Source organism: Xenorhabdus miraniensis (assembly GCF_002632615.1).
Genome location: NZ_NITZ01000003.1, coordinates 20265 through 41886, shown reverse-complemented (window position 1 = coordinate 41886; position 21622 = coordinate 20265). Strand labels below are relative to the sequence as shown.

Genomic DNA, 21622 nt, shown 5'->3' with positions numbered 1-21622 from the left:
AGAAAACGAAAACGTTTGCGTAGTAGATTTATCACTCTACTGAAAATAATTTTTTATACCTTCACGGGACATTTTGATTCCCGTGAAGTGCCTGCCTGTTTATGGCTTATAGTTTTTGATCTGCCCTTCTAACCCTGTGATTTCTCTTAGTTCGGACAAAATAGATTCCAGTTTTTGTCGGGAGGCGTTAGGGCCGACATAAATCCGTGTCAATTGCCCCTGCACCGGAGAAGGAGGAATGGTGTATACCTGATGCCCCGAAAGACGCAGTTTAGCCACTATTTCGCCTACTTTATCGGCGTTTTTCAATGCGCCAAGCTGAACAACATATGCCGCTGCTTGCGGAGCCTGTTCTGCTGGCTTCGATTTAGCTTCTGGCTTGTTTTCAGAACGAGTGTCAGGCTGAGTTTGTGGTTTAGTTTCCATTTTCGGTTGAGGAGGAGGCTCAGGTTTAACCACTGCCTTCGGCTCTTTTGTAGTAGCAGGCGGTGCTGTTATCTGAGCTGGCTCAGAAGACGACAGTTCAGGCAGTATATCGGTTTCTGAATCTGATTGCTGCTGTGCTTGTGTCTGCATCGCTTCCGCCGCACCTTCCGGTGGTGTGGATGGCATGTTTTGCGTCAATGGCGGGATCGAGTCAATATCTTCTTCATCACCCGGTTTTGGCACTAATGGAATAGAAGCAAACTGGTCTTCGTTATATTTCTTATCGCCGTCAAAGATAATGGGCAGCACAACCACGCCCAATGCTACAAGAACAAGAGTTCCAACTAAGCGATTTTGAAATTTACTTGCCACGTTCCTTCCCCTCCTCAAGTGCCTCCATGACATGCGCCACGGTGTGGAAAGAACCACAAACTACAATGATATCCTCCTCTGAAGCATCTTCCATTGCCTGCTGCCATGCCGGTTCAACTTCGGCAAATGCCCGGGCACAGGCAAGCTGCCCTGCCAATATCTCAGCCTCTGCACCCCGTAGTTCATGCAGTGATGCGCAATACCATTCATCAATTTGCTGGGAAAGGCAAGCCAGTGTGCCCGCAATATCCTTGTCTTTCAGCATGCCAATCACACCACGAATTTTGCTGCCTGGTGCGCGAGGCAGTTCTGCCAATTTCTGAACCAGATAACCCGCAGCATGAGGATTATGTGCCACATCCAGAATAACCAGCGGATTTTCCCTGACGATTTGGAAACGTCCCGGTAATTGAGCGTTTCTCAATCCCACATGGATTGCCCGCTCATCAATTGCCCGGCTGATTTTATTATCCTGCTGCAATAAACAGTGGATCACCCCTATCGCGGTCGCAGCATTTGCCAGTGGCAAATTGGGTAAGGGTAATTCACTGAATTGCTGCCCATCGGTTAACCAAGCCCAGCTATTTGTATCCTGAGTGAAATGCCAGTCCACACCACGACGAAAGAGCTTAGCTCCTAATTCATCTGCAACTTCGGCAATCGCATGTGGCATATCGGGTTCGCCCACCACAGCAAAATGCCCGCGACGGAAAATTCCCGCTTTTTCACGACCAATGTGTTCGCGATCAGAACCCAACCAATCCGTATGATCCAATGCAATACTGGTGATTGCTGCAACATCCGCATCCACAATGTTGGTGGCATCCAGACGTCCACCCAGGCCAACTTCCAGAATCACAACATCAAGATCGGCTTCTTTAAAAAGCTGTAACGCTGCTAACGTACCATATTCAAAATAAGTTAATGAGATATCGCCACGCTGGGTTTCAATATCCGAAAATACACGGCAGAAGTCCTGTTCTGTCGCTTCCTTACCCTGAATACGTACCCTTTCGGTATAGCGTACTAAATGTGGGGAACTGTATACGCCAACCCTGAGGCCCGCGGCCAGAAAAATAGATTCAAGGGTATGGCAAGTGGTTCCCTTGCCATTCGTACCTGACACCGTGATCACTTTTGGCGCGGGATTCAGCAAGCCTAATTGACCGCCGAGTTTTCCCACGCGCTCAAGCCCCATATCAATGGCTTTGGTATGCAGGTTTCCCAAATAGGAAAGCCACGTCATCAGTGGCGACGTGGCTTGAGGAGTTTGCAAAGTATCAGACATCTTCTTTATTAGTGTTGATGTTTATGTCAGCTTCAACATCAGCAGATTGTTCTACAACAATTTCTTCTGCTGGCTTCGCTTTTGTGCCCGGATGCGGTTGGTGAGTCAACATTGCAATCAGGCTGGCAATTTTCTCGCGCATCTCTGGACGACGCACGATCATGTCAATTGCGCCTTTCTCCAGTAAGAATTCACTGCGCTGGAAACCTTCCGGCAGTTTTTCACGCACTGTCTGCTCTATGACGCGAGGGCCGGCAAAACCAATCAATGCCTTAGGTTCAGCGATATTGATATCACCCAACATCCCCATACTTGCGGTTACACCACCCATTGTCGGGTTAGTCAGCACACAGATATATGGCAGGCCTCGATCTTGCATTTTTGCCAGTGCAGCACTGGTTTTTGCCATCTGCATCAGTGACATCAGGGCTTCCTGCATACGCGCCCCGCCACTGGAAGCAAAACAGATGAACGGGCAATTATCTTCCAAAGCCTGCTCAACGGCACGAACAAAACGCGCACCGACGACAGAGCCCATTGAACCGCCCATAAAGTTAAATTCAAATGCACCTGCTACAACAGGCATCTCATGCAACGCGCCTTTCATGACGATCAGTGCGTCTTTTTCCTGAGTCTGCTTTTGGGCTGCAACTAAGCGATCTTTGTACTTTTTGGTATCGCGGAACTTCAGAATATCTTTAGGTTCCAACTCACTACCTAATTCTGTGCCGGTGCCTTCATCCAAAAATGAGGTCAGTCTCTGGCGGGCTGAAATACGCATATGGTGGTCACATTTCGGACACACTTCGAGATTACGCTCTAATTCAGCACGATACAGTACCTGACTACAACTATCGCATTTTGTCCAAACTCCTTCAGGTATGTTTGCCTTGCGAGTTTGCATTATTTTGCTTTTATTTAGAATCTTTTCAATCCAGCTCATTAATGAACCTTTCCGTCTGAATTTAGCTTATACCTTCATCTTTCAAGCCACGGCTTTATTAGCGGTGACTTGAGATCTATCGGGTAGATGCCAGCTTTTGTTTTACGTGCCATTAAACCACAATGCTATTGCAGTGTGGATAAAAAACTGCTCAAACCTGTTAACGGTTATCTACTTACTCTCTGCTGCTTTTTTTGATGCAGCGCGGCGATGACGCCAAATTTCTATGACGCCTGGCAGAATAGAAATAAAGATAATTGCAACAATCAATAGTTTCAGGTTCTGCTGTATAATTGGCATATCGCCGAATAAATAACCTGCATACGTGAATAATAGCACCCAGATAAATGCACCGATGACATTATACGCCGCAAAATGGCGATAAGACATTTTCCCCATTCCAGCAACAAACGGTGCAAACGTTCTAATAATTGGCACAAACCGAGCCAAAATTATTGCTTTTCCACCGTGTCTTTCATAAAACTCATGAGTTTTATCTAAATAACTGCGCCGGAAAATTTTTGAATTCGGATTGGTAAATAATTTTTCACCAAAAATTCGACCAATAGTATAGTTTATAGCATCACCAATAATTGCGGCCGTAACCATCAAGGCCACCATAATGTGCACATTAAGATTATTCGAATCTAATGCCGAGATCGCACCCGCAACAAATAGCAGAGAATCTCCTGGTAAAAATGGCGTAACCACCAGCCCTGTTTCGCAAAATATAATCAGGAATAAGATGCCATACACCCAATCCCCATAGCTGGCGACCAATTCAGCTAAATGAGCATCAATGTGTAAAATAAAATCGACAATAAATTTCGCAAAATCAACAAAATGAGTTAAAAACTCCATAATATTCCTCGTTATGCACGAACATCCCTGTCACATTTCGAAAATGTCAGATTAAACCGTTAGCCAGAAACTAAATCATTTCCCAGAAACAGTGGCCCCATAATCGGTTCAGGTAAACCAAAGTGTTCAGGGTAATCCACAGCAACCAGATATAGCCCTTCTGCCTTGGCCGTTGCCGCCGCTTTGGTTCTGTCTTTCAGTGCTAATAGTTCAGCCATCCAGCCGATGTCCTGATTACCACAGCCAATTTCCAGTAAGCTACCAACGATATTGCGCACCATGTGATGAACAAAGGCATTCGCCTTGATATCCACAACAATATAATGTCCATGCCGGCTGACATTAATATGTATCATATTGCGCCACGGTGAATTGGACTGGCACTGCACCGCCCTGAAAGACGTAAAATCATTTTCGCCCAACAGGCTCTGTGCCGCTTCATGCATTTTTTTCTCATCCAATGGATAGTGAAAATGCGTGACACCCTGTGCCAAAACTGCCGGACGATAGCGATGATTAAAAATCACATAGCGATAACGGCGAGCGGTTGCACTGAAACGGGCATGAAATTCATCATCTACCGTTTTGACCCAACGAACGGCAATATCCGGCGGCAAATGGGTATTTACCCCCATTGTCCATGCGGCCTCTTTACGTTGCGCCGAAGTTTCAAAGTGCACTACCTGCCCGGTTGCGTGTACTCCCGCATCCGTTCTGCCAGCACAAAAAACTGAAATAGGCTCATTCGCGACTTTCGACAGGGCGTTTTCCAAACACGCCTGTACGCTTTTCACTTCTTGCTGGCGCTGCCAACCATAATATCGGCTGCCGTCATATTCAATCCCCAGTGCAATTTTCACTTTCTTTGCTTCTGGCACAGACTGACCCAGCTCTGTATCAGACATCAGTAAAATTGCTCCTGCATCAGTTTCTCTGCAATTTCAACCGCCATCAATGCGCCGCCAAAACGGATATTATCGGCAACCGACCAAAATTGCAGCATTTCCGGCATACCATAGTCATTGCGCAGGCAACCTATGCTCAAACCATCATGACCAGAAGCATCAGTCACCTGAGTCGGGTAATCACCCTCTTCTGAGACCTGAATTTCCTCAAGACGTTCAAATTCTCCGCGTGCTTCTTCTGTTCCAACCGGACGCAATGTTTCCAAATTTACCATCTGCGCAATACCATAGAACACGGAAGACTGCACACAACTTACGGAAACCGGTAAACCTTCATCCTGCAATATTCTGCGAATTTGGTCGACAATACGGCGCTCTTCACGCACAGTACCTTCAACATCAGGTAATAAAGGCAGCAAGTTAAAAGCCAATTGTTTGCTGAAACGGCCTTCATCCGGTGGAATGCCATTTAACAAACGCGCACTCTGACCAGCCAGTTCATCAATGGCTGCTTTACCATGCACAGAAACCGGCAATATATTGGTGAGATGTAAACGGGCAATGCCAGCCGCGTCGATCAAGGGTTTGATGGCTGTCAATACCTGACTTGTTGAGCTATCAGCCACAGCGATGATGTTACGGTTACGGTACTCCGCCAATGCCTGTGGATTAACGCCGGGAACAACCAAAGGGATATCCGGCTCTGCCGCAAACAGGCCACTGCTGTCAATCACCAGACAGCCAGATTCTGTTGCTTTTTCAATATGTTGCGCTGTTGCTTCCATCGTCGCGGCAAAAAACGCAAGCTGTACTTGTGACCAATCAAATTCTGCCGCATCACGAACGGTGATGTTTTTACCATTAAAACGCTGGATCTTTCCGACACTTTGTTCACTGGCAAGAAGATGCAGTTCACCAACCGGAAATTGGCGTTCCTGTAATAACGCCAATATCGCCTCACCTACTGCGCCCGTTGCACCCAAGAGCGCAATATTCCAACCTTCAGACATGTTGGTTTTCTCCACTTCTTTCATTTTGCTGACAGGCAAGAGCCCCTGCCTGTATTAAATCACTTGAGCGTTAAACTCAGTTTTGTGTTAACCCCAGTTTTGCGTTAAACCCAATCCGGGATAGTAATCGAGCGCTTTTTTCTGAATCACAATACACTGTCAAGGAAGACCATTCCCGACGTTCTGGATAATGCTTGCGCAACTGGTCAAAAGCCCCCTCTTGACCTGCAACCTGACGTAAAGGTGCATCATCACGGCGCACATCATACACTAAATGTATCAAGCACTTTAGGATGCTTTGTGTCACTTCGCCTTGTAGGGTGATCTGGCTGAAATCAGGTGTGGACAACAGCTCAGACAATTCCGTTTTACGTGGTTGTCCCAGAAATCCACAATAGGCTTCAAAAACCTGCGTTGTGCCCCGTGCTTTACCCTCCAGGGTATAGCCCGCAATATGGGGAGTACCAATATCAACCAATTCCAGTAAAGGCAGTGAAAGGTTAGGCTCTGGCTCCCAAACATCAAGCACTACACGTAATTTTTTTCCATTTTGCAGCACAGAAAGTAATGCTTGATTATCAACCACCTCACCTCGGCTGGCGTTAATCAAAATTCGGTTATCTGGTAATGCAGAAAGTAATTTTTCATCTGCCAAATGATAGGTTTGATATGGGCCAGATTGATTAAGAGGCGTATGAAAAGTCAGAATGTCCGCTTCTTTCACTAATTTTTCTAAAGGCCAAAATTCACCTTCATCACCCCGATCAGCGCGTGGAGGATCGCACAGTAATGTTTTCACGCCCAAAGCCGTCAGCCGATCAGCCAGACGCCCGCCGACATTACCAACGCCGATAATTCCAACCGTTTTATCTTTGAGTTGAAACTGATCTTGTTCAGCCAATAACATCAGTGCAGAAAATACATACTCAACAACCGCAATTGCATTACAGCCGGGGGCAGCGGAAAAACCAATTCCTGCCTGCACCAGCCATTGCTGATCAACATGATCCATACCCGCAGTGGCAGTACCCACAAATTTTACTGAGCTGCCTTGCAACAAGGATTCATTAACTTTAGTGACAGAACGCACCATAAAGGCATCCGCATGTTCCAAAACTCCTTCAGGTACTGGGCGTCCCGGAATTGCCTGCACTTCCCCCAATTGCTGAAAGAGCTGTTCAGCATAAGGCATATTTTCATCAACCAAAATTTTCACTTTTCTCATCCAACGGCTTTAAATGGGCGGGATCTGCTATTCTGCCATTTTATCTGCATAAAACCTATATGCCCTTCATCTTTCAAGTCAGTCTTTCCTAAAACGCTCTGGCGTCGTACCAGAAAATTGCTGAAACATGGCAATAACTAAGGGAAAGACTTTTTCGTCTTTGAAGTTGCTGTTTAATCTCTTAGATATAATTATTTTGTCTTAATTGCCACATCGGTTGGCTGATTATCAATATATACAATAAATCGGTCACTGCTAAACTAATCAGACTATAAACTCACATAAAACATTTAGCTCGATGAAGAATCTATTGTTTCCCCTCGTGGCTGTACTGATCTGGTCAATCAATGCCGTTGTCAGTAAAGCTGCCGCCACCGTAATTGAACCTGCTGCAATTGCTTTTTATCGCTGGTTCATTGCCTTCCTGACTTTAACTCCTTTCGTTTTATTGCCAGTCCTGAAACAACGAAAACTCGTTGCTCAATATTGGTGGAAGTTATTGGTTTTAGGCTCTCTGGGCATGGTGCTTAACCAAAGTCTGGCATACTATGCTGCCCATACTGTCAGTGCGACAATGATTGGTATTTTTACTTCATTGATTCCATTATTGACCGTCATTATCAGTATATTTGCCTTGCGAGTTGCCCCTACTGTCGGCATTGCCCTTGGCACCGTTTTATCTTTGTTCGGCTTGGTGTGGCTTGTCAGCAAAGGAAATCCTGCCTCCCTACTACAACATGGGCTGGGTATCGGAGAAGCCATGATGTTTATTGCTGCCGCTTCTTACGCCTTATATGGTGTTTTAACAAAACGCTGGGCAATCCCTTTACCCAACTGGCAATCACTCTATGTACAAATCGGGTTTGGCGTTTTACTACTTCTGCCTAACTTCATGATGGCAGAAAATGTTCAGTTAACAGCCGATAATATTTCTCTTGTCTTATTTGCCGGCATACCGGCATCGATTATTGCCCCCTATATGTGGATACAGGGCGTAATTCGCATTGGCGCAAATATGACTTCTATTTTTATGAATCTGGCTCCTGTATTTACGGCCCTCATTGCTATCGTGGTGCTCCATGAAGAGATGCACAGTTATCACCTAATTGGAGGAGGCATTGTGCTAGGCGGTGTGATACTCGCACAGCAATTACGCACTCCGCTCACTCGCAGAAAGCCGGAATACAACCCGAACCAATAATCCTCCCAATATTTCACTGGGTAAAAGCTGGAGAGTAGCACTGTGATACAGGCTGATTTCTTTGACGATAGTCAACCCCAATCCTGCTCCCTCCAGCCCCGCAGAGTTTCCCAAACGGTTAAATGCCATGAGAGAGTGACTAATATCATCCTGCGCAATACCCGGCCCTGAATCGTCAATTTCAAGGCAACAGTATTTTTTGTCCGGTGTCATTTTCACACGCCCCGTTACCACGCCCATTTGCGGAGTATATTTGATGGCATTGTCCAGCAAGTTGGCACACATTTCTGCTAACAAGACGGGTTCGCCTTTGATCCAAAAAGCATCTTCCCCCTCATAACCCAAGTCAATATATTTGCTTTCTGCTTGCTGCAAACGGGAAAAGCAGGCTTGTTGCAACAGTTCTACGATATTAACTGGCTGATAGTTTTGTATTGCTTCCTTTGCATGCACTTGCAACTGTGATAATTGCAATAGGCGATCGGTCAACAAGATCATATTGTCCAAACTGTTATCAATCGCTGCCAGTATTGTTTCTCTCTGATCTGAGTTTTGATCACTACGAGCCACCGCCACCTGTGTTTTCAATACAGCTAAAGGCGTTCTAAGCTGATGAGAGGCATCCGCACTGAATCGTTCTTGACGTCCAACCATTAATTTCAGCCGTTCGATATATCGGTTGAATGCCTGAAGCAATGGAGAAAGCTCAGACCACGGTAAAATATTCGGTAATGGTGTGAGGTTATTCGCTGAACGTCTGATCATAATGCCTGACAGTTTTCGTAGCGGCTTAAGCAATTGCTTTAACAGGATATAAGCCAGAAGCAACGTTAATAATACAACCGTCCCCTGACTCACTAACGAAGAAAACAGTAATTGCTGCGTCATGTATTGGCGGGAAATCACCGTTTCAGCCACTAATATCAACGCCATCCCCATTATGCCGCCCTCGTTGACGGGTTGGTACAATGCCACGACGCGTATAGGCTGCCCCCGGTATTCTGCATCATAAAAATACGCCAGTGCCGTGTACAATGGTGAGCGTTGAACATGTTGAGGTATGAGAGGCAGGTTATCGGCTCCTGAAATAGTTTTTCCCTCAGGGGAGATAACTTGATAATAAAGGCGATCATTGGTATTACGCTCAAAACTATCCAAGACAACATAAGGAACATCGACCATCAAATGCTTATCCCGGACAGTCAGGCGTTCAGCAACCGTTCTTGCTGATGCCAGCAACGTTCGATCATAAGCGAGCGTTGCAGCATTTTTCACGCTGACATACTGGCCATAAACAGAGGCACAACCCAATAGCAGTAGCGGTACGCCAAAGAACAGTAGCAACTGATGGAACAACGATCGGGGTATTTTGCTAAATTTCATGAATTCTGTAGTTCCAAACGATATCCCAATCCACGTAATGTTCCTATTCCTACATCGCTGTCGAGTAATTTTTTCCGTAATCGGTGCACATACAATTCGATGCTTTGTGGATTCGCCTCATCCGACAGGGAAAATACCTGCTCAAATAACTGCTGCTTAGAAACAGGGCGGCCTCGACGGTGAAACAGGGTTGTTAAAACAGATAATTCTCTGGGAGTCAGGGCTAACGGTACATTACCCAGCAAAAAATAACCTTCGTCTTCATAAACCAATGAGCCAAATTTTTGTGCCTCTTGTGGCATAGCTGTGCTACGGCGCAGTAGCGCACGAATACGGGCTTCCAGCTCCTGAAAATCAAAAGGCTTAGTTAAATAATCATCAGCACCAGAATTCAACCCCTTTACCCGATCCGCGACATCTTTTTTAGCGGTCAATAGCAATACGGGTAAGTTCTGACCACGCTTACGCAGCCGGGATAACAAAGAAATTCCGTCTAATCTGGGCAAAGCAACATCCAAAATCAGTAAGGCATAATTTTCGGTCTGTAAAAGCTGATCTGCCATAACGCCATCTTCTGCCAGATCGACCACAAACCCAGAATAGCTCAATGCCTTCTGTAGCCAATGTGATAAGTCAGGATGATCTTCAACCAATAAAAGACGCATGAGTAATACCCGCTGTTAAAAATAAACTAGGGGAATAAAACGGGAATACTACATAGGAGATACTACCTAATTGCAATACTAATATTCAGCAATTGTACATGGGTTAACAAAAAACATAATTTAATACATATCGTTAACATTTTTATGTAAAACACTACGCAAATTAATCGATTAAGGTCACATTCAGTCAATTTTCATCGTTAATGAAAGGTAATTGAAAGGTTTCAATTCTATAAATAAATAGGTGCCGGAAATTTATCATCCATATCCTTTACTGGCACTATGTGAGGAATCAAAATGAAAATATTCAAAACCTTATTAACTGCTGCAAGTCTACTTCTCTGTACCAGTGCTTTTGCAACTTCTGATCCCAATAGAACCGATGCTCCCAATAGAACCGAATGTATCGCGCCAGCCAAGCCCGGTGGAGGCTTTGACTTAACCTGCAAACTCATTCAGGTTTCATTATTGGAAACCAAAATCATCAACTCTCCAATGCGGGTCACATTCATGCCCGGTGGTGTCGGTGCTGTTGCCTACAATGCCATCATTGCTCAGCGGCCTGCTGAACCCGGCACTGTCGTCGCTTTTTCTGGTGGTTCCCTGTTGAATCTTGCTCAAGGAAAGTTCGGTCGCTACAACGTGAATGATGTGCGCTGGCTGGCGAGCGTCGGTACAGACTACGGTATGATTGCTGTACGTCAGGATTCTCCTTACAAAACTTTGTCAGATTTGATGGAGGCTTTCAAAAAAGCGCCCGACAGCATTGTGTTTGGTGCAGGTGCCTCTATCGGTAGTCAGGACTGGATGAAAACAGCATTATTGGCGAAAGAAGTCGGTATTGATCCCCGCAAAATGCGCTATGTCGCATTTGAAGGTGGTGGCGAACCTATCACAGCCCTTTTAGGCAATCATATTCAAGTTGTTTCCGGTGATCTGAGTGAAACTTTACCTTATCTCAATGGGGATAAAATCCGCATACTGGCTATCTATGCAGATAAACGCCTGAATGGTGAGTTGGCAAATATTCCAACGGCAAAAGAACAGGGATATGACCTCGTATGGCCAGTTATTCGTGGTTTTTATATGGGACCCAAAGTCTCTGATGCGCAATATCAGTGGTGGGTAGATACCTTTAAGACGTTACAGCAAACTGCGGAGTTCAAAAAACAACGCGAATTACGCGGGTTATTTGAATTGAATATGACAGGCAAAGAACTGGATGATTATGTGAAAAAACAGGTTATTCAGTATCACGAAATGGCCAAATCCTTTGGTTTAGCAAAATAACAGGGGTAGCATCATGAGCGATCGTATTTTTGCTGCCATATGGCTGGTGCTATGTGGGATAGGGCTGGTCATTGGCTGGGGGATCCATAGCGAATACAGTTATGAACCCTTGGGGCCTCGCCCATTTCCAATAACTATCATTTCATTAATGGCATTCTGTGCATTACTGTTGCTATTTAAAAAACCTGACTCCATACAATGGCCGACAATACAAGTATTACGTCGCTTAGTTTTGTTGATTGCCTCACTAATCATTTATGCCTGGTCGTTTGAGTGGCTGGGGTTTCCTCTGGCAACAACATTATTGACCATCAGCGTAGCATCGTTATTTAACGCTACGCTTTCGGCAGCGATCATATCTGGCATATTTCTTGGTATTTCGCTCTTTTTTACCTTTGATCGCCTGTTAGATGTCACATTGCCAGTCGGCAGTTGGCTCAGCTAAGGAGATAACGATGGATACTTGGGTATATCTGAGCCAGGGATTCGAAGTTGCATTAGTCCCCCAGAATTTAGTCATTGCATTAATTGGTTGTTTTATTGGTACTGTTGTTGGATTACTACCCGGTCTTGGCCCTATTAATGGGGTTGCGATCTTACTGCCACTCGCTTTTGCATTAAAATTACCTGCTGAATCAGCCCTGATTTTATTGGCAACTGTTTACATTGGTTGTGAATACGGGGGCCGTATCTCTTCAATCCTGCTAAATGTACCGGGAGATGCTGCCGCCATCATGACAGCCCTTGATGGTCATCCGATGGCAAAACAAGGGCGAGCCGGTGTTGCACTTTCTATCTCTGCTGTCAGTTCATTTTGCGGTTCGCTTTTAGCTATCACTGGTATCATCTTGTTTGCCCCTCTTCTGGCGCAATGGTCTTTAGCATTTGGGCCTGCTGAGTATTTTGCACTGATGGTTTTTGCCATTGCCTGTCTCGGCAGTATGATGAGCCAAAACCCGGTAAAATCATTATTGGCCGCCTTGATCGGCCTGGGTTTAGCAACTGTTGGCGTGGATTCTAATACAGGCGTTTATCGTTTCACTTTTGATAGCGTACACCTTTCTGACGGTATTCAATTTATTGTTGTCGTTATTGGTTTGTTTTCAGTCAGTGAAATTTTGTTGATGCTGGAAAGCACTTCTGCGGGACAAAAAGTGATAAGTAAAACAGGCCGCCTACTGTTCAATAGAAAAGAAGCAGCGGCTTGTGTAGGGCCAACCTTACGCTCCTCTGTGATTGGTTTTTTCGTGGGTATATTACCCGGAGCTGGGGCAACAATCGCTAGTGCAATCACATACATGACAGAAAAACGGATTAGTGGCAACAGTGACTCTTTTGGCAAAGGAGATATTCGAGGTGTCGCAGCACCAGAAGCTGCTAATAATGCTTCAGCATGTGGTTCATTCATCCCTATGCTCACTCTCGGTGTACCGGGATCAGGCACAACAGCAGTAATGATAGGCGCTTTGACGCTTTATAACATCACTCCCGGCCCTGCTATGTTCACAGAACAACCTGATATTGTTTGGGGACTTATTGCCGCTTTACTGATCGCTAACGTTTTGTTACTGGTTATGAATATCCCGATGATTGGGATGTTTACCCGTATGCTAAGTATTCCGCTGTGGTTTCTGGTTCCATCAATAGCAATTATTTCCGCGGTTGGGGTATATGCTGTTCACAGTACTACATTTGATCTTATATTGATGGTTGGGCTAGGTGTTTTCGGTTACATTCTCCGAAAAATGAATTTCCCAATGTCGCCACTAATTTTGGGATTCGTATTAGGTGAAATGCTGGAGCAAAATTTACGCCGGGCGCTATCAATCAGTAATGGGGATTTTGACATACTGTGGAGCAGCACAATTGCTCAGGTTCTTCTGATCTTGGCGATATTAGTGATTATTATTCCACTTGCTTTAGGAACCATTAAGAAACGCCGTAATAAAACCACGGCATCATAATTAAAATAGCCAATCCACATAGTCATACACTTACTTAGTTAATGTACATAGTTAATGGATTGGCTTTCATTTTAACTGATAATTTTTTCAGTATTTAAAAAATCAGTCTGAATACTTGCGCATCACCAGGGATGCGTTTGTACCGCCGAATCCGAAGCTATTGGACATTACCGTCCTTAGCTCGCGTTCGGTAGGTTCAGTGATGATATTCATGCCCAGAGCTTTTTCGTCTAAATCTTCAATATTGATGCTTGGTGCAATAATGCCATGCTCCAACATCAACAAACTGTAGATCGCTTCGTGAGCACCAGCAGCGCCTAAAGAATGCCCAGTCATCGCCTTAGTGGCGGAAATGGCAGGTGTGTTATCACCAAAAACTTCTCTGATAGCTTCCAGTTCTTTCAAGTCACCAACCGGCGTCGAAGTTCCATGGGTATTGATGTAATCCACCTCTCCTTCAACACCATCCAATGCCATCTTCATACAGCGCACAGCACCTTCTCCTGAAGGTGCAACCATATCCGCACCATCTGAGTTTGCACCATAACCCACAATTTCAGCGTAAATATGTGCGCCACGGGCTAAGGCATGCTCTAATTCTTCAACAACAACAATACCGCCACCGCCTGCAATGACAAAACCATCACGGTTCTGATCATAAGTACGGGAAGCCTGTTCTGGTGTTTCATTATACTTGGTAGACAGCGCGCCCATCGCATCGAATTCACATGCCATTTCCCAGCTTAATTCTTCACCACCTCCAGCAAAAATAACATCTTGTTTGCCAAGTTGGATTAATTCAACAGCATGACCGATACAATGTGCAGAAGTTGAGCAGGCAGAGCTGATGGAGTAGTTAACGCCTTTGATTTTAAAAGGAGTTGCTAAGCAAGCTGACACACCGGAAGCCATTGCGCGCGTAACCATATATGGCCCAACGCCACGCAATCCACGGGCGCGCATCCCATCAGAACCAGCAACCTGATTATACGGCGAACCGCCTCCTGAACCCACAACCAGTCCCGTGCGAAGATTAGAGACTTGTTCATCGGATAAGCCAGAATCTTTAATCGCCTCATCCATTGCCAGATAAGCATAAATAGATGCGTCACTCATAAAACGTTGAGTTTTGCGGTCAATCAAACCAGATGTATCCAGTTTTACATTACCCCAAACATGGCTGCGCATTCCTATCTCTTTAAATTTTTCTGAGAAAGTTATCCCGGAACGGCCCTCTTTCAGAGACTCCAGTACCTCTTTCTGGTTATTACCAATACTGGAAACAATACCCAGACCAGTGATTACTGCACGTTTCATTACTTACCTCATCAATATGTTTACCCGCGGGATTTTTTCACCCGCACTTTAGCGTACACTTGTACGCCGAACAAGTCCGATCAGGTTAAAATATGTGGAAAATTGATCTGGACTAAACCCTCCGCAGCTCACCCATGGGTGGTACAACCAAATGAAGGCCGTTAAAATCCCTATATTATTCTTATCAGCATACGGGAATTATTGTGAAAAACAGTGCTATCAACAGCGCAACCCTAAGTTGGAATGAACAGGGTACACCTGTTTCTGAGCAGTTTGATGATGTTTATTTTTCAAATCAAGATGGCTTGGAAGAAACTTTATATGTATTCTTAAAAGGTAATAATTTTCCTGATCGTTTTAATACACACCCCCGCTCAGATTGCGTCATTGCGGAAACTGGGTTTGGTACTGGATTGAATTTTCTTACTTTTTGGCGCTCGTTTTCTTTTTTCAGACAGCAAAATCCTGAAGCTTCTTTAAAGCGACTTCATTACATTAGTTTTGAAAAATACCCATTAAAGCCAGCAGATCTAAAAACTGCACACCAACGTTGGCCAGAACTTCAGGCCTTTTCTGATCAATTATGTCAGCAATGGCCCTTAGCGCTTGCAGGTTGCCATAGATTAATTTTGGATAATGGTGCAATCACATTGGATCTTTGGTTTGGGGATGTAAATGATCTTTTACCTAAAATAAATTCGAATCTGATTGGAAAAGTTGATGCCTGGTTTTTAGATGGTTTTGCGCCGTCTAAAAACCCACAAATGTGGAGCGAACAGTTGTTCGCTGCAATGGCAAAATTTTGCCGCCCCGGGGGTACGTTTGCAACTTTTACATCCGCCGGAACAGTTCGCAGAGGATTGCAGGGTGCAGGTTTTACTGTCACAAAGGTTAAAGGATTTGGACGCAAAAGAGAGATGCTGACAGGCGCTTTATCCCCATCAGAAAATGCTTCTCTTACTTTATCCCACATGCCATGGTTTTCTCGCCAAGCCGCCACCCATCCCGATGATATAGCTATTATCGGTGGCGGTATCGCAAGTGCATTAACTGCTCTCGCTTTATTGCGCCGCGGAGCAAAAGTCACACTATATTGCCAAGACGAACAACCCGCACAGAATGCATCCGGCAACCAGCAGGGAGCCCTTTATCCCTTACTAACTGGCAATGACGATCCACTAGAGCGTTTCTTCACATCAGCATTTACGTTTGCCCGACGTCAGTATGATCAATTGATTGATGACAATGTGCCATTTGACCACCAATGGTGTGGTGTCAGTCAATTAGCTTATGATGAAAAGAGCAATAATAAAATTAACAAAATGCTGCAAACAGAATGGCCAGCAGCCATTGCGGTTGAGATGGATCGCCAACAATTGAGTCATGTCAGTGGATTGGACGTTAATTATCGTGGCATTCACTACCCACAAGGAGGCTGGTTATACCCTGCACAATTAACCCAGAAAGTCATAAAACTTGCTGAGCAACGTGGTATGCGGGTTAACTTTAATCACAAAGTGACACAGCTCATTCAAAATGAAAACCGTTGGCAATTGCAGATTGAATATAAGGAAAGCCTACAATACAAAAATCATAACGCCGTTATCATTGCCAATGGTCACTGTCTGCCGCAGTTCGAACAAACGAAAAAACTGCCAGTCACTGCTGTTCGCGGTCAAGTGAGCCATATCCCAACCACAAACAGTCTCAGGCAACTGAAAAGTGTACTGTGTTACGATGGTTATATGACTCCCGCGAATCCCAATAATCAATATCACTGTATTGGTGCCAGTTACCAACGCCAGCAATTAGATACACTGTACTCTTCTATTGAACAGCAAGAAAACCGTGATCGTTTATTGAAATGTTTTCCTGATGTTGATTGGGTACAGGAAGTTGATATCTCAGAAGAAAAATCCCGCCAAGGTATACGGTGTGTCATTCGGGATCATATGCCAATGGTTGGAAACGTTCCTGTTTTAAATGACATCATAGAGAAATATGCAAATTTACCTCACCAGATACAGTCTGATGAAATTATTGAAGAATCGCCTTGTTACCCTAATCTATTTGTTATTGGTGCGCTAGGTTCCCGTGGATTATGTTCTGCTCCTTTGAGTGCTGAATTATTAGCTAGTCAAATTTTTGGAGAAGCCTTACCTCTAGATGATGAAACATTAGCAGCTTTACATCCCAATCGCTTTTGGGTGAGAAAGTTGTTACGGGGCAAATCTGTTAAGACAGAAAGATCTTAAAGGTATTGACTCATCTATATCAGATACCCTGCATAGAAAACAGGGTGTCTGATGAAACACCAGTATTTTCATTCTTAAAAACCAGCACAATGCTCAGGTGTAGAGATCAACCATTTTATTGCACAGCGTTGTTCTTCCGCAAACCCGTAGTCAATTTCACTTTGAAATATATGACGTCATGATTCAGTAAGCAGCTGAAAATCCAAAACGACCTTCAATACTAAACAATTAATGGGATAAGCAGCTTCAAATGTAAAGTCTTTTATTTTTAGTGGGTAATTAAAACATAAACTTCATTGCAGCAAGAATTATGCCGGAAAGACCAAACATCATTGTTACCATCCACTTGGTTTGCGCCACTATTTTATCTGATACACTTACATGAATAGATGAAATTTCTTTCCTCATGGAAGAAATATCCTCTTTAATGTAAAGAATATCTTTTTTCATAAAATCAATATCCTGTTTCATAAAACCAATGTCTTGTTTCATGAAAGACATATCCTCACGTATAGATATCATTTCATTTGTCATATCATTACGTACAGTAGCTATTTCTTTATGAACCAATGAACTAACGGTCTCAATATCCGCTTTTGTTGCATAATTTGATTTTATAACAGCAACATCTGTTTTTATTTGTGCAGTATCCGATTCCAGATTTTCAACTCTTTTTTCCAATGTTGTACTCATTGCCTTTTTCCAACCAAATTTTAAGGAGTTATAACTTATCGATTCAGGTAACAAAAGTATGTTGTTATTTGCGGAACAATATCCATATTCATTTTGAACAGAACTCATTTTCTGTTTCATAACACCATCTCCTGATGTATCCTTTTCCAGTTTCCATTTTTTGAGAAAAATCAATCTCTTTTCTAAGATGAAATGTTATCTATACTTTTTTTATAATTGTTCCTCTAATCTATTAGACTTTTAGCGATCTATTAAGGTTTCATGTCGCTAATTACGATTGTTCTTCTTTCCTTTCTGGAAGACAGCTCTCATGGCACATTGGGCTAATAGTGTATTCACATCGATATTTTGTTTATTCATTCAAGTTACTTAATTAGGTAAGAAAACATTCTATTTTCTACTCTGTTTTATCATTACTCTAACACTCCTGTTTATTTTAATCATCAGTCGTTCCACTAACAATTTGATTGTTTTAAATAAAAAAACAACATTTCTGTTCACCCCCTTAAAACATACTATGTTTTTATATTATTTTAATGTCATATGGAAAATTATTCTAACACTATAAAAAATAGCGTATTACTTTTCTATTTAATATCGATTTCATTACATCCAATCTATTAAAGCTAAAGTAACTGTACTCGATATTCACTATGAAAAGATCAATAAAAATTGGATTTTCGCTATTTATTCTAATTATTGAGAAGCACCACGAATTTTTTTGTAATCGTGGATGGTCAATTACCTCGAACCATCAGAAAAAAATAAAGGGCTACATAAATAGCCCTCATTAGAATTATTTCTGTATCAATGAATTAAACTTGCGCACTATCCAGCAGTTTCTGCCAAGTAGCCAAAACCAAAACTTGATCTGGCGGGGTCAGTTCTCCCGCTTTAATCGCTTTATGGACACTTTCTTCCACACGCTGATGAAGCTGTTCAACGGTGTTTGCCCCTTCTTGCTCTAATTCAGCAACTGCCAACGTTAAATGCCCACGGAGGTATCCACCAGCAAATAATTCGTCATCACTGGCATGTTCAACCATGTCATCAATTTGCGCCAGGATGCGTGTTTCAAACTCTGCGAGCATTATCTTTTCCTCAAAATCAATTTCAATTAGCAAAAGGATCTTCCGGATAAGGAAAATGTTCTGCTTTTAGTGAAGGCGTATTGTAAAACGATTGTAGACCTTGAATAAAGCTTGCTGCTCGTGTGGGTATTCCATTTTCAAGGTATTGCATAACTTGCGCATGCACTTTTCGCTGAAAGGCAAAGCGATCAGGTTCAAAATCCCCTTCGAGGTTGTCACAACTAATATTAAAGGGGAAACCCGCCGCAACACAAAATAACCATTCCAACGACTGCGGTTTGATTTCCACTTTTTCAAATTCTCCCTGTGTTTGAGCATCACGTCCATCAGGGCAATACCAATAACCAAAATCAACCAGTTTGCGACGTTCTTCACCCGCAATACACCAATGTGAAATTTCATGTAATCCACTGGCATAAAAACCATGGGCAAATACAATCTGGTTATAGCTCACTTCATCATCTGCCGGCAGGTAAATCGGTTCATCATCACCTTTTATCAAGCGGGTGTTATAGTCATCGCTAAAGCAATTATTAAAAATTTCAATCAGTTGTTGATAATGATGTGCAGTCATGTATTAATGCAATATCCTAAAATCAAAAATAAAATGCCAACCAAGAGCGGATAGTATCTCCATGATGATCATAGAGAAGTTTGATGCTCATCAAAAAAGATATTGTTACTAACATTGGGCGGATCAGTTTTTGCCCTTTACTCAGCACTAAACCAGCACCTAACCGGGCACCTATCATTTGCCCTATCAGCATCACACAACCCACCAGCCATAAAACCTGACCGCCAATAATAAAGAAGCCTAAGGCACCAATGTTAGAAGCAAAGTTCAGTACCTTGGCATGGGCTGTCGCTTTCGCCAAATTGTATCCACAGAGCATGACATAACATAGTGCGAAAAAAGATCCCGCTCCCGGCCCAAACACTCCGTCATAAAAACCTATTCCACACCCTGTGAGGCAACCAAATGCAATTGGGCCAAGGCGACGTTGCCGATCTTCTGCTCCAATATTGGGCACCAATAAAAAGTAAAGGCCAATGAGCATCACTAATATTGGCAATAAATAACGCAAAAAATCCGGTGACACGAATTGAACCAGCAAAGCACCCAACATGGCTCCAAGCATTGTCATGAAGATAGCAAAACGCTGGGAGCGCCAATCCACGACTTTACGACGAATAAAGTAAAGGCTGGCAGAGAACGAACTACCTACAGCCTGAAGTTTACTCGTCGCCAATGTTTGGACAGGAGAAATACCTACTGATAATAGAGCGGGAATGGTTAATAACCCTCCCCCACCAGCAATGGAATCAATAAACCCCGCAACTATTGCCACCAAAAAGAGAAAACCGTAAATATCAAGACCCAATGATAACCATTCCATTATTCATTTCACCAGAAAACTGCTTGCCAATTATTACGATATCTTTCGGTGTCAATCGAAATACATATTAGTATCTTCATTACCAACGCGGAAGCGGAGGTATCACGTCAGCACATTGCGCTCGCTGACGCAGCAAATGATCCATCAGCACTATCGCCATCATGGATTCTGCGATAGGGACAGCACGGATACCCACACAAGGATCATGGCGGCCACGGGTCACCATATCCACTTCTTCTCCCTGGCGGTTGATTGTTTTGCCTGGCACCATAATGCTGGATGTTGGTTTCAGGGCGATATGAGCAATAATCGGCTGGCTGCTGCTAATTCCACCCAAAATGCCGCCGGCATGATTACTAGTGAATCCCTGCATTGTTATTTCATCGCGGTTTTCACTGCCACGTAAGTTAACGACACCAAAACCGTCACCAATTTCAACGCCTTTCACCGCGTTAATACTCATCAAAGCATGAGCAATATCTGCGTCCAGACGATCAAAAACCGGCTCTCCCAATCCCGCAGGAACATTTTCGGCAACTACCGTGACTTTCGCACCAATAGAGTCGCCTTCTTTTTTCAGTGTCCGCAGTAATTCATCAAGTTGAGTCAATTTACTCTTATCAGGACAGAAAAAAGGGTTCTGTTCGACCAGTGCCCAATCTTTCAATTCGCAATGAATATCACCCATCTGAGTCAGGCAGGCACGAATACGAATGCCATGTTTTTCAAGCAGATATTTTTTGGCAATCGCTCCTGCCGCAACGCGCATAGCGGTTTCACGAGCAGAGGAGCGCCCACCGCCACGATAATCACGCAGTCCATATTTCTGTTCGTAGGTATAATCAGCATGTCCCGGGCGGAAAACATCTTTAATCGCACTGTAATCTTGTGAGCGCTGATCAGTATTTTCGATTATCAGGCCAATGCTGGTCCCTGTCGTTACTCCGTTAAAAACCCCCGAAAGAATGCGAACTTGATCAGGCTCCCGACGCTGTGTTGTATAACGGGAAGTTCCGGGACGGCGTCTGTCTAAGTCGATTTGTAAATCAGTTTCTGTGATAGCAATGCCCGGAGGAACACCATCCACAATACATCCCAATGCGATTCCGTGAGATTCGCCAAACGTGGTAACACGAAAGAACTGCCCAATACTATTGCCTGCCATTCCTACCCTGCCATCATTATTTATGAGTTAAAAATGAGATCAAATAACAATAACTCACCCAATGATCAAAGCCTATCTTATTTCATCAATTTTATTTTCCTTTATACCTTTCATCTTGCAAGTTGGCTGTGTTTATCCATTTCGGCCATACAATTAATTGCATGGCCGAAA

General features: G+C 43.7%; 20 protein-coding genes. 5 read left to right on the top strand and 15 right to left on the bottom strand.

Annotated features, from left to right (window positions below; translation table 11 throughout):
* Positions 1-99: 99 nt before the first annotated feature.
* From dedD to pdxB, 7 genes are all read right to left on the bottom strand, one after another.
* On the bottom strand, positions 100-798 hold the full coding sequence (gene dedD / locus Xmir_RS03805) for a cell division protein DedD (protein ID WP_099113113.1): 699 nt from the start codon (positions 796-798) through the stop codon (positions 100-102).
* Positions 788-2086, bottom strand: a complete 1299-nt coding sequence (gene folC, locus Xmir_RS03800) for a bifunctional tetrahydrofolate synthase/dihydrofolate synthase (protein WP_099113112.1) — start codon at positions 2084-2086, stop codon at positions 788-790. Before folC ends, dedD begins: the two co-directional genes overlap by 11 nt.
* Complete coding sequence (accD, locus tag Xmir_RS03795; protein ID WP_099113111.1) at positions 2079-3029, bottom strand: acetyl-CoA carboxylase, carboxyltransferase subunit beta; 951 nt, start codon at positions 3027-3029, stop codon at positions 2079-2081. Before accD ends, folC begins: the two co-directional genes overlap by 8 nt.
* Positions 3030-3200: 171 nt before the next feature.
* Positions 3201-3890 carry a DedA family protein gene (locus Xmir_RS03790; RefSeq protein WP_099113110.1) on the bottom strand — a complete coding sequence of 230 codons (690 nt, stop codon included), beginning with the start codon at positions 3888-3890 and terminating at the stop codon, positions 3201-3203.
* 59 nt (positions 3891-3949) lie between these two features.
* Positions 3950-4795 (bottom strand): tRNA pseudouridine(38-40) synthase TruA, encoded by an 846-nt coding sequence (gene truA, locus Xmir_RS03785; protein ID WP_099113109.1) that lies wholly within the window; start codon positions 4793-4795, stop codon positions 3950-3952.
* On the bottom strand, positions 4795-5805 hold the full coding sequence (locus Xmir_RS03780) for an aspartate-semialdehyde dehydrogenase (protein WP_099113331.1): 1011 nt from the start codon (positions 5803-5805) through the stop codon (positions 4795-4797). Before Xmir_RS03780 ends, truA begins: the two co-directional genes overlap by 1 nt.
* A 76-nt stretch (positions 5806-5881) precedes the next feature.
* Complete coding sequence (gene pdxB, locus Xmir_RS03775) at positions 5882-7021, bottom strand: 4-phosphoerythronate dehydrogenase PdxB (RefSeq protein WP_099113330.1); 1140 nt, start codon at positions 7019-7021, stop codon at positions 5882-5884.
* 307 nt (positions 7022-7328) lie between these two features.
* On the opposite strand from pdxB, the gene Xmir_RS03770 reads away from it, so the two are divergent.
* Entirely contained in the window at positions 7329-8231 is a 903-nt protein-coding gene (locus Xmir_RS03770; RefSeq protein ID WP_099113108.1) for a DMT family transporter, read from the top strand.
* Here Xmir_RS03770 and Xmir_RS03765 read toward each other — a convergent pair.
* Together Xmir_RS03765 and tctD are read right to left on the bottom strand one after the other, a co-directional pair.
* A complete protein-coding gene (locus Xmir_RS03765; protein ID WP_099113107.1) occupies positions 8181-9614 on the bottom strand; it encodes a sensor histidine kinase in 1434 nt (477 codons plus the stop codon). The two genes, Xmir_RS03770 and Xmir_RS03765, sit on opposite strands and share 51 nt — an antisense overlap.
* Entirely contained in the window at positions 9611-10279 is a 669-nt protein-coding gene (gene tctD / locus Xmir_RS03760) for a transcriptional regulator TctD (protein WP_099113106.1), read from the bottom strand. Before tctD ends, Xmir_RS03765 begins: the two co-directional genes overlap by 4 nt.
* Before the next feature lie 297 nt (positions 10280-10576).
* Between tctD and Xmir_RS03755 the strand changes: the two genes are divergently transcribed.
* From Xmir_RS03755 to Xmir_RS03745, 3 genes are read left to right on the top strand one after another with little or no spacing between them, the layout of a single operon-like run.
* Positions 10577-11569 carry a Bug family tripartite tricarboxylate transporter substrate binding protein gene (locus tag Xmir_RS03755; RefSeq protein ID WP_422646027.1) on the top strand — a complete coding sequence of 331 codons (993 nt, stop codon included), beginning with the start codon at positions 10577-10579 and terminating at the stop codon, positions 11567-11569.
* A 13-nt stretch (positions 11570-11582) separates the two neighbouring features.
* Positions 11583-12014 carry a tripartite tricarboxylate transporter TctB family protein gene (locus tag Xmir_RS03750; RefSeq protein ID WP_099113104.1) on the top strand — a complete coding sequence of 144 codons (432 nt, stop codon included), beginning with the start codon at positions 11583-11585 and terminating at the stop codon, positions 12012-12014.
* Between the two features lie 10 nt (positions 12015-12024).
* Complete coding sequence (locus Xmir_RS03745; protein ID WP_099113103.1) at positions 12025-13533, top strand: tripartite tricarboxylate transporter permease; 1509 nt, start codon at positions 12025-12027, stop codon at positions 13531-13533.
* Positions 13534-13635: 102 nt separating this feature from the next.
* Here Xmir_RS03745 and fabB read toward each other — a convergent pair whose 3' ends face one another.
* A complete protein-coding gene (gene fabB / locus Xmir_RS03740; protein WP_099113102.1) occupies positions 13636-14850 on the bottom strand; it encodes a beta-ketoacyl-ACP synthase I in 1215 nt (404 codons plus the stop codon).
* Positions 14851-15053: 203 nt separating this feature from the next.
* On the opposite strand from fabB, the gene mnmC reads away from it, so the two are divergent.
* On the top strand, positions 15054-17105 hold the full coding sequence (gene mnmC / locus Xmir_RS03735) for a bifunctional tRNA (5-methylaminomethyl-2-thiouridine)(34)-methyltransferase MnmC2/FAD-dependent 5-carboxymethylaminomethyl-2-thiouridine(34) oxidoreductase MnmC1 (RefSeq protein WP_099113101.1): 2052 nt from the start codon (positions 15054-15056) through the stop codon (positions 17103-17105).
* Positions 17106-17384: 279 nt separating this feature from the next.
* Here mnmC and Xmir_RS03730 read toward each other — a convergent pair whose 3' ends face one another.
* The 5 genes from Xmir_RS03730 to aroC form a co-directional block, all read right to left on the bottom strand.
* On the bottom strand, positions 17385-17918 hold the full coding sequence (locus tag Xmir_RS03730; protein ID WP_244170846.1) for a hypothetical protein: 534 nt from the start codon (positions 17916-17918) through the stop codon (positions 17385-17387).
* Between the two features lie 695 nt (positions 17919-18613).
* On the bottom strand, positions 18614-18889 hold the full coding sequence (locus Xmir_RS03725; protein ID WP_099113100.1) for a YfcL family protein: 276 nt from the start codon (positions 18887-18889) through the stop codon (positions 18614-18616).
* 22 nt (positions 18890-18911) lie between these two features.
* A complete protein-coding gene (locus tag Xmir_RS03720) occupies positions 18912-19463 on the bottom strand; it encodes an elongation factor P hydroxylase (protein WP_099113099.1) in 552 nt (183 codons plus the stop codon).
* 22 nt (positions 19464-19485) lie between these two features.
* Entirely contained in the window at positions 19486-20286 is an 801-nt protein-coding gene (locus tag Xmir_RS03715) for a sulfite exporter TauE/SafE family protein (RefSeq protein ID WP_099113098.1), read from the bottom strand.
* A gap of 79 nt (positions 20287-20365) precedes the next feature.
* Positions 20366-21451, bottom strand: a complete 1086-nt coding sequence (aroC, locus tag Xmir_RS03710) for a chorismate synthase (protein ID WP_099113097.1) — start codon at positions 21449-21451, stop codon at positions 20366-20368.
* Positions 21452-21622 lie beyond the last annotated feature (171 nt).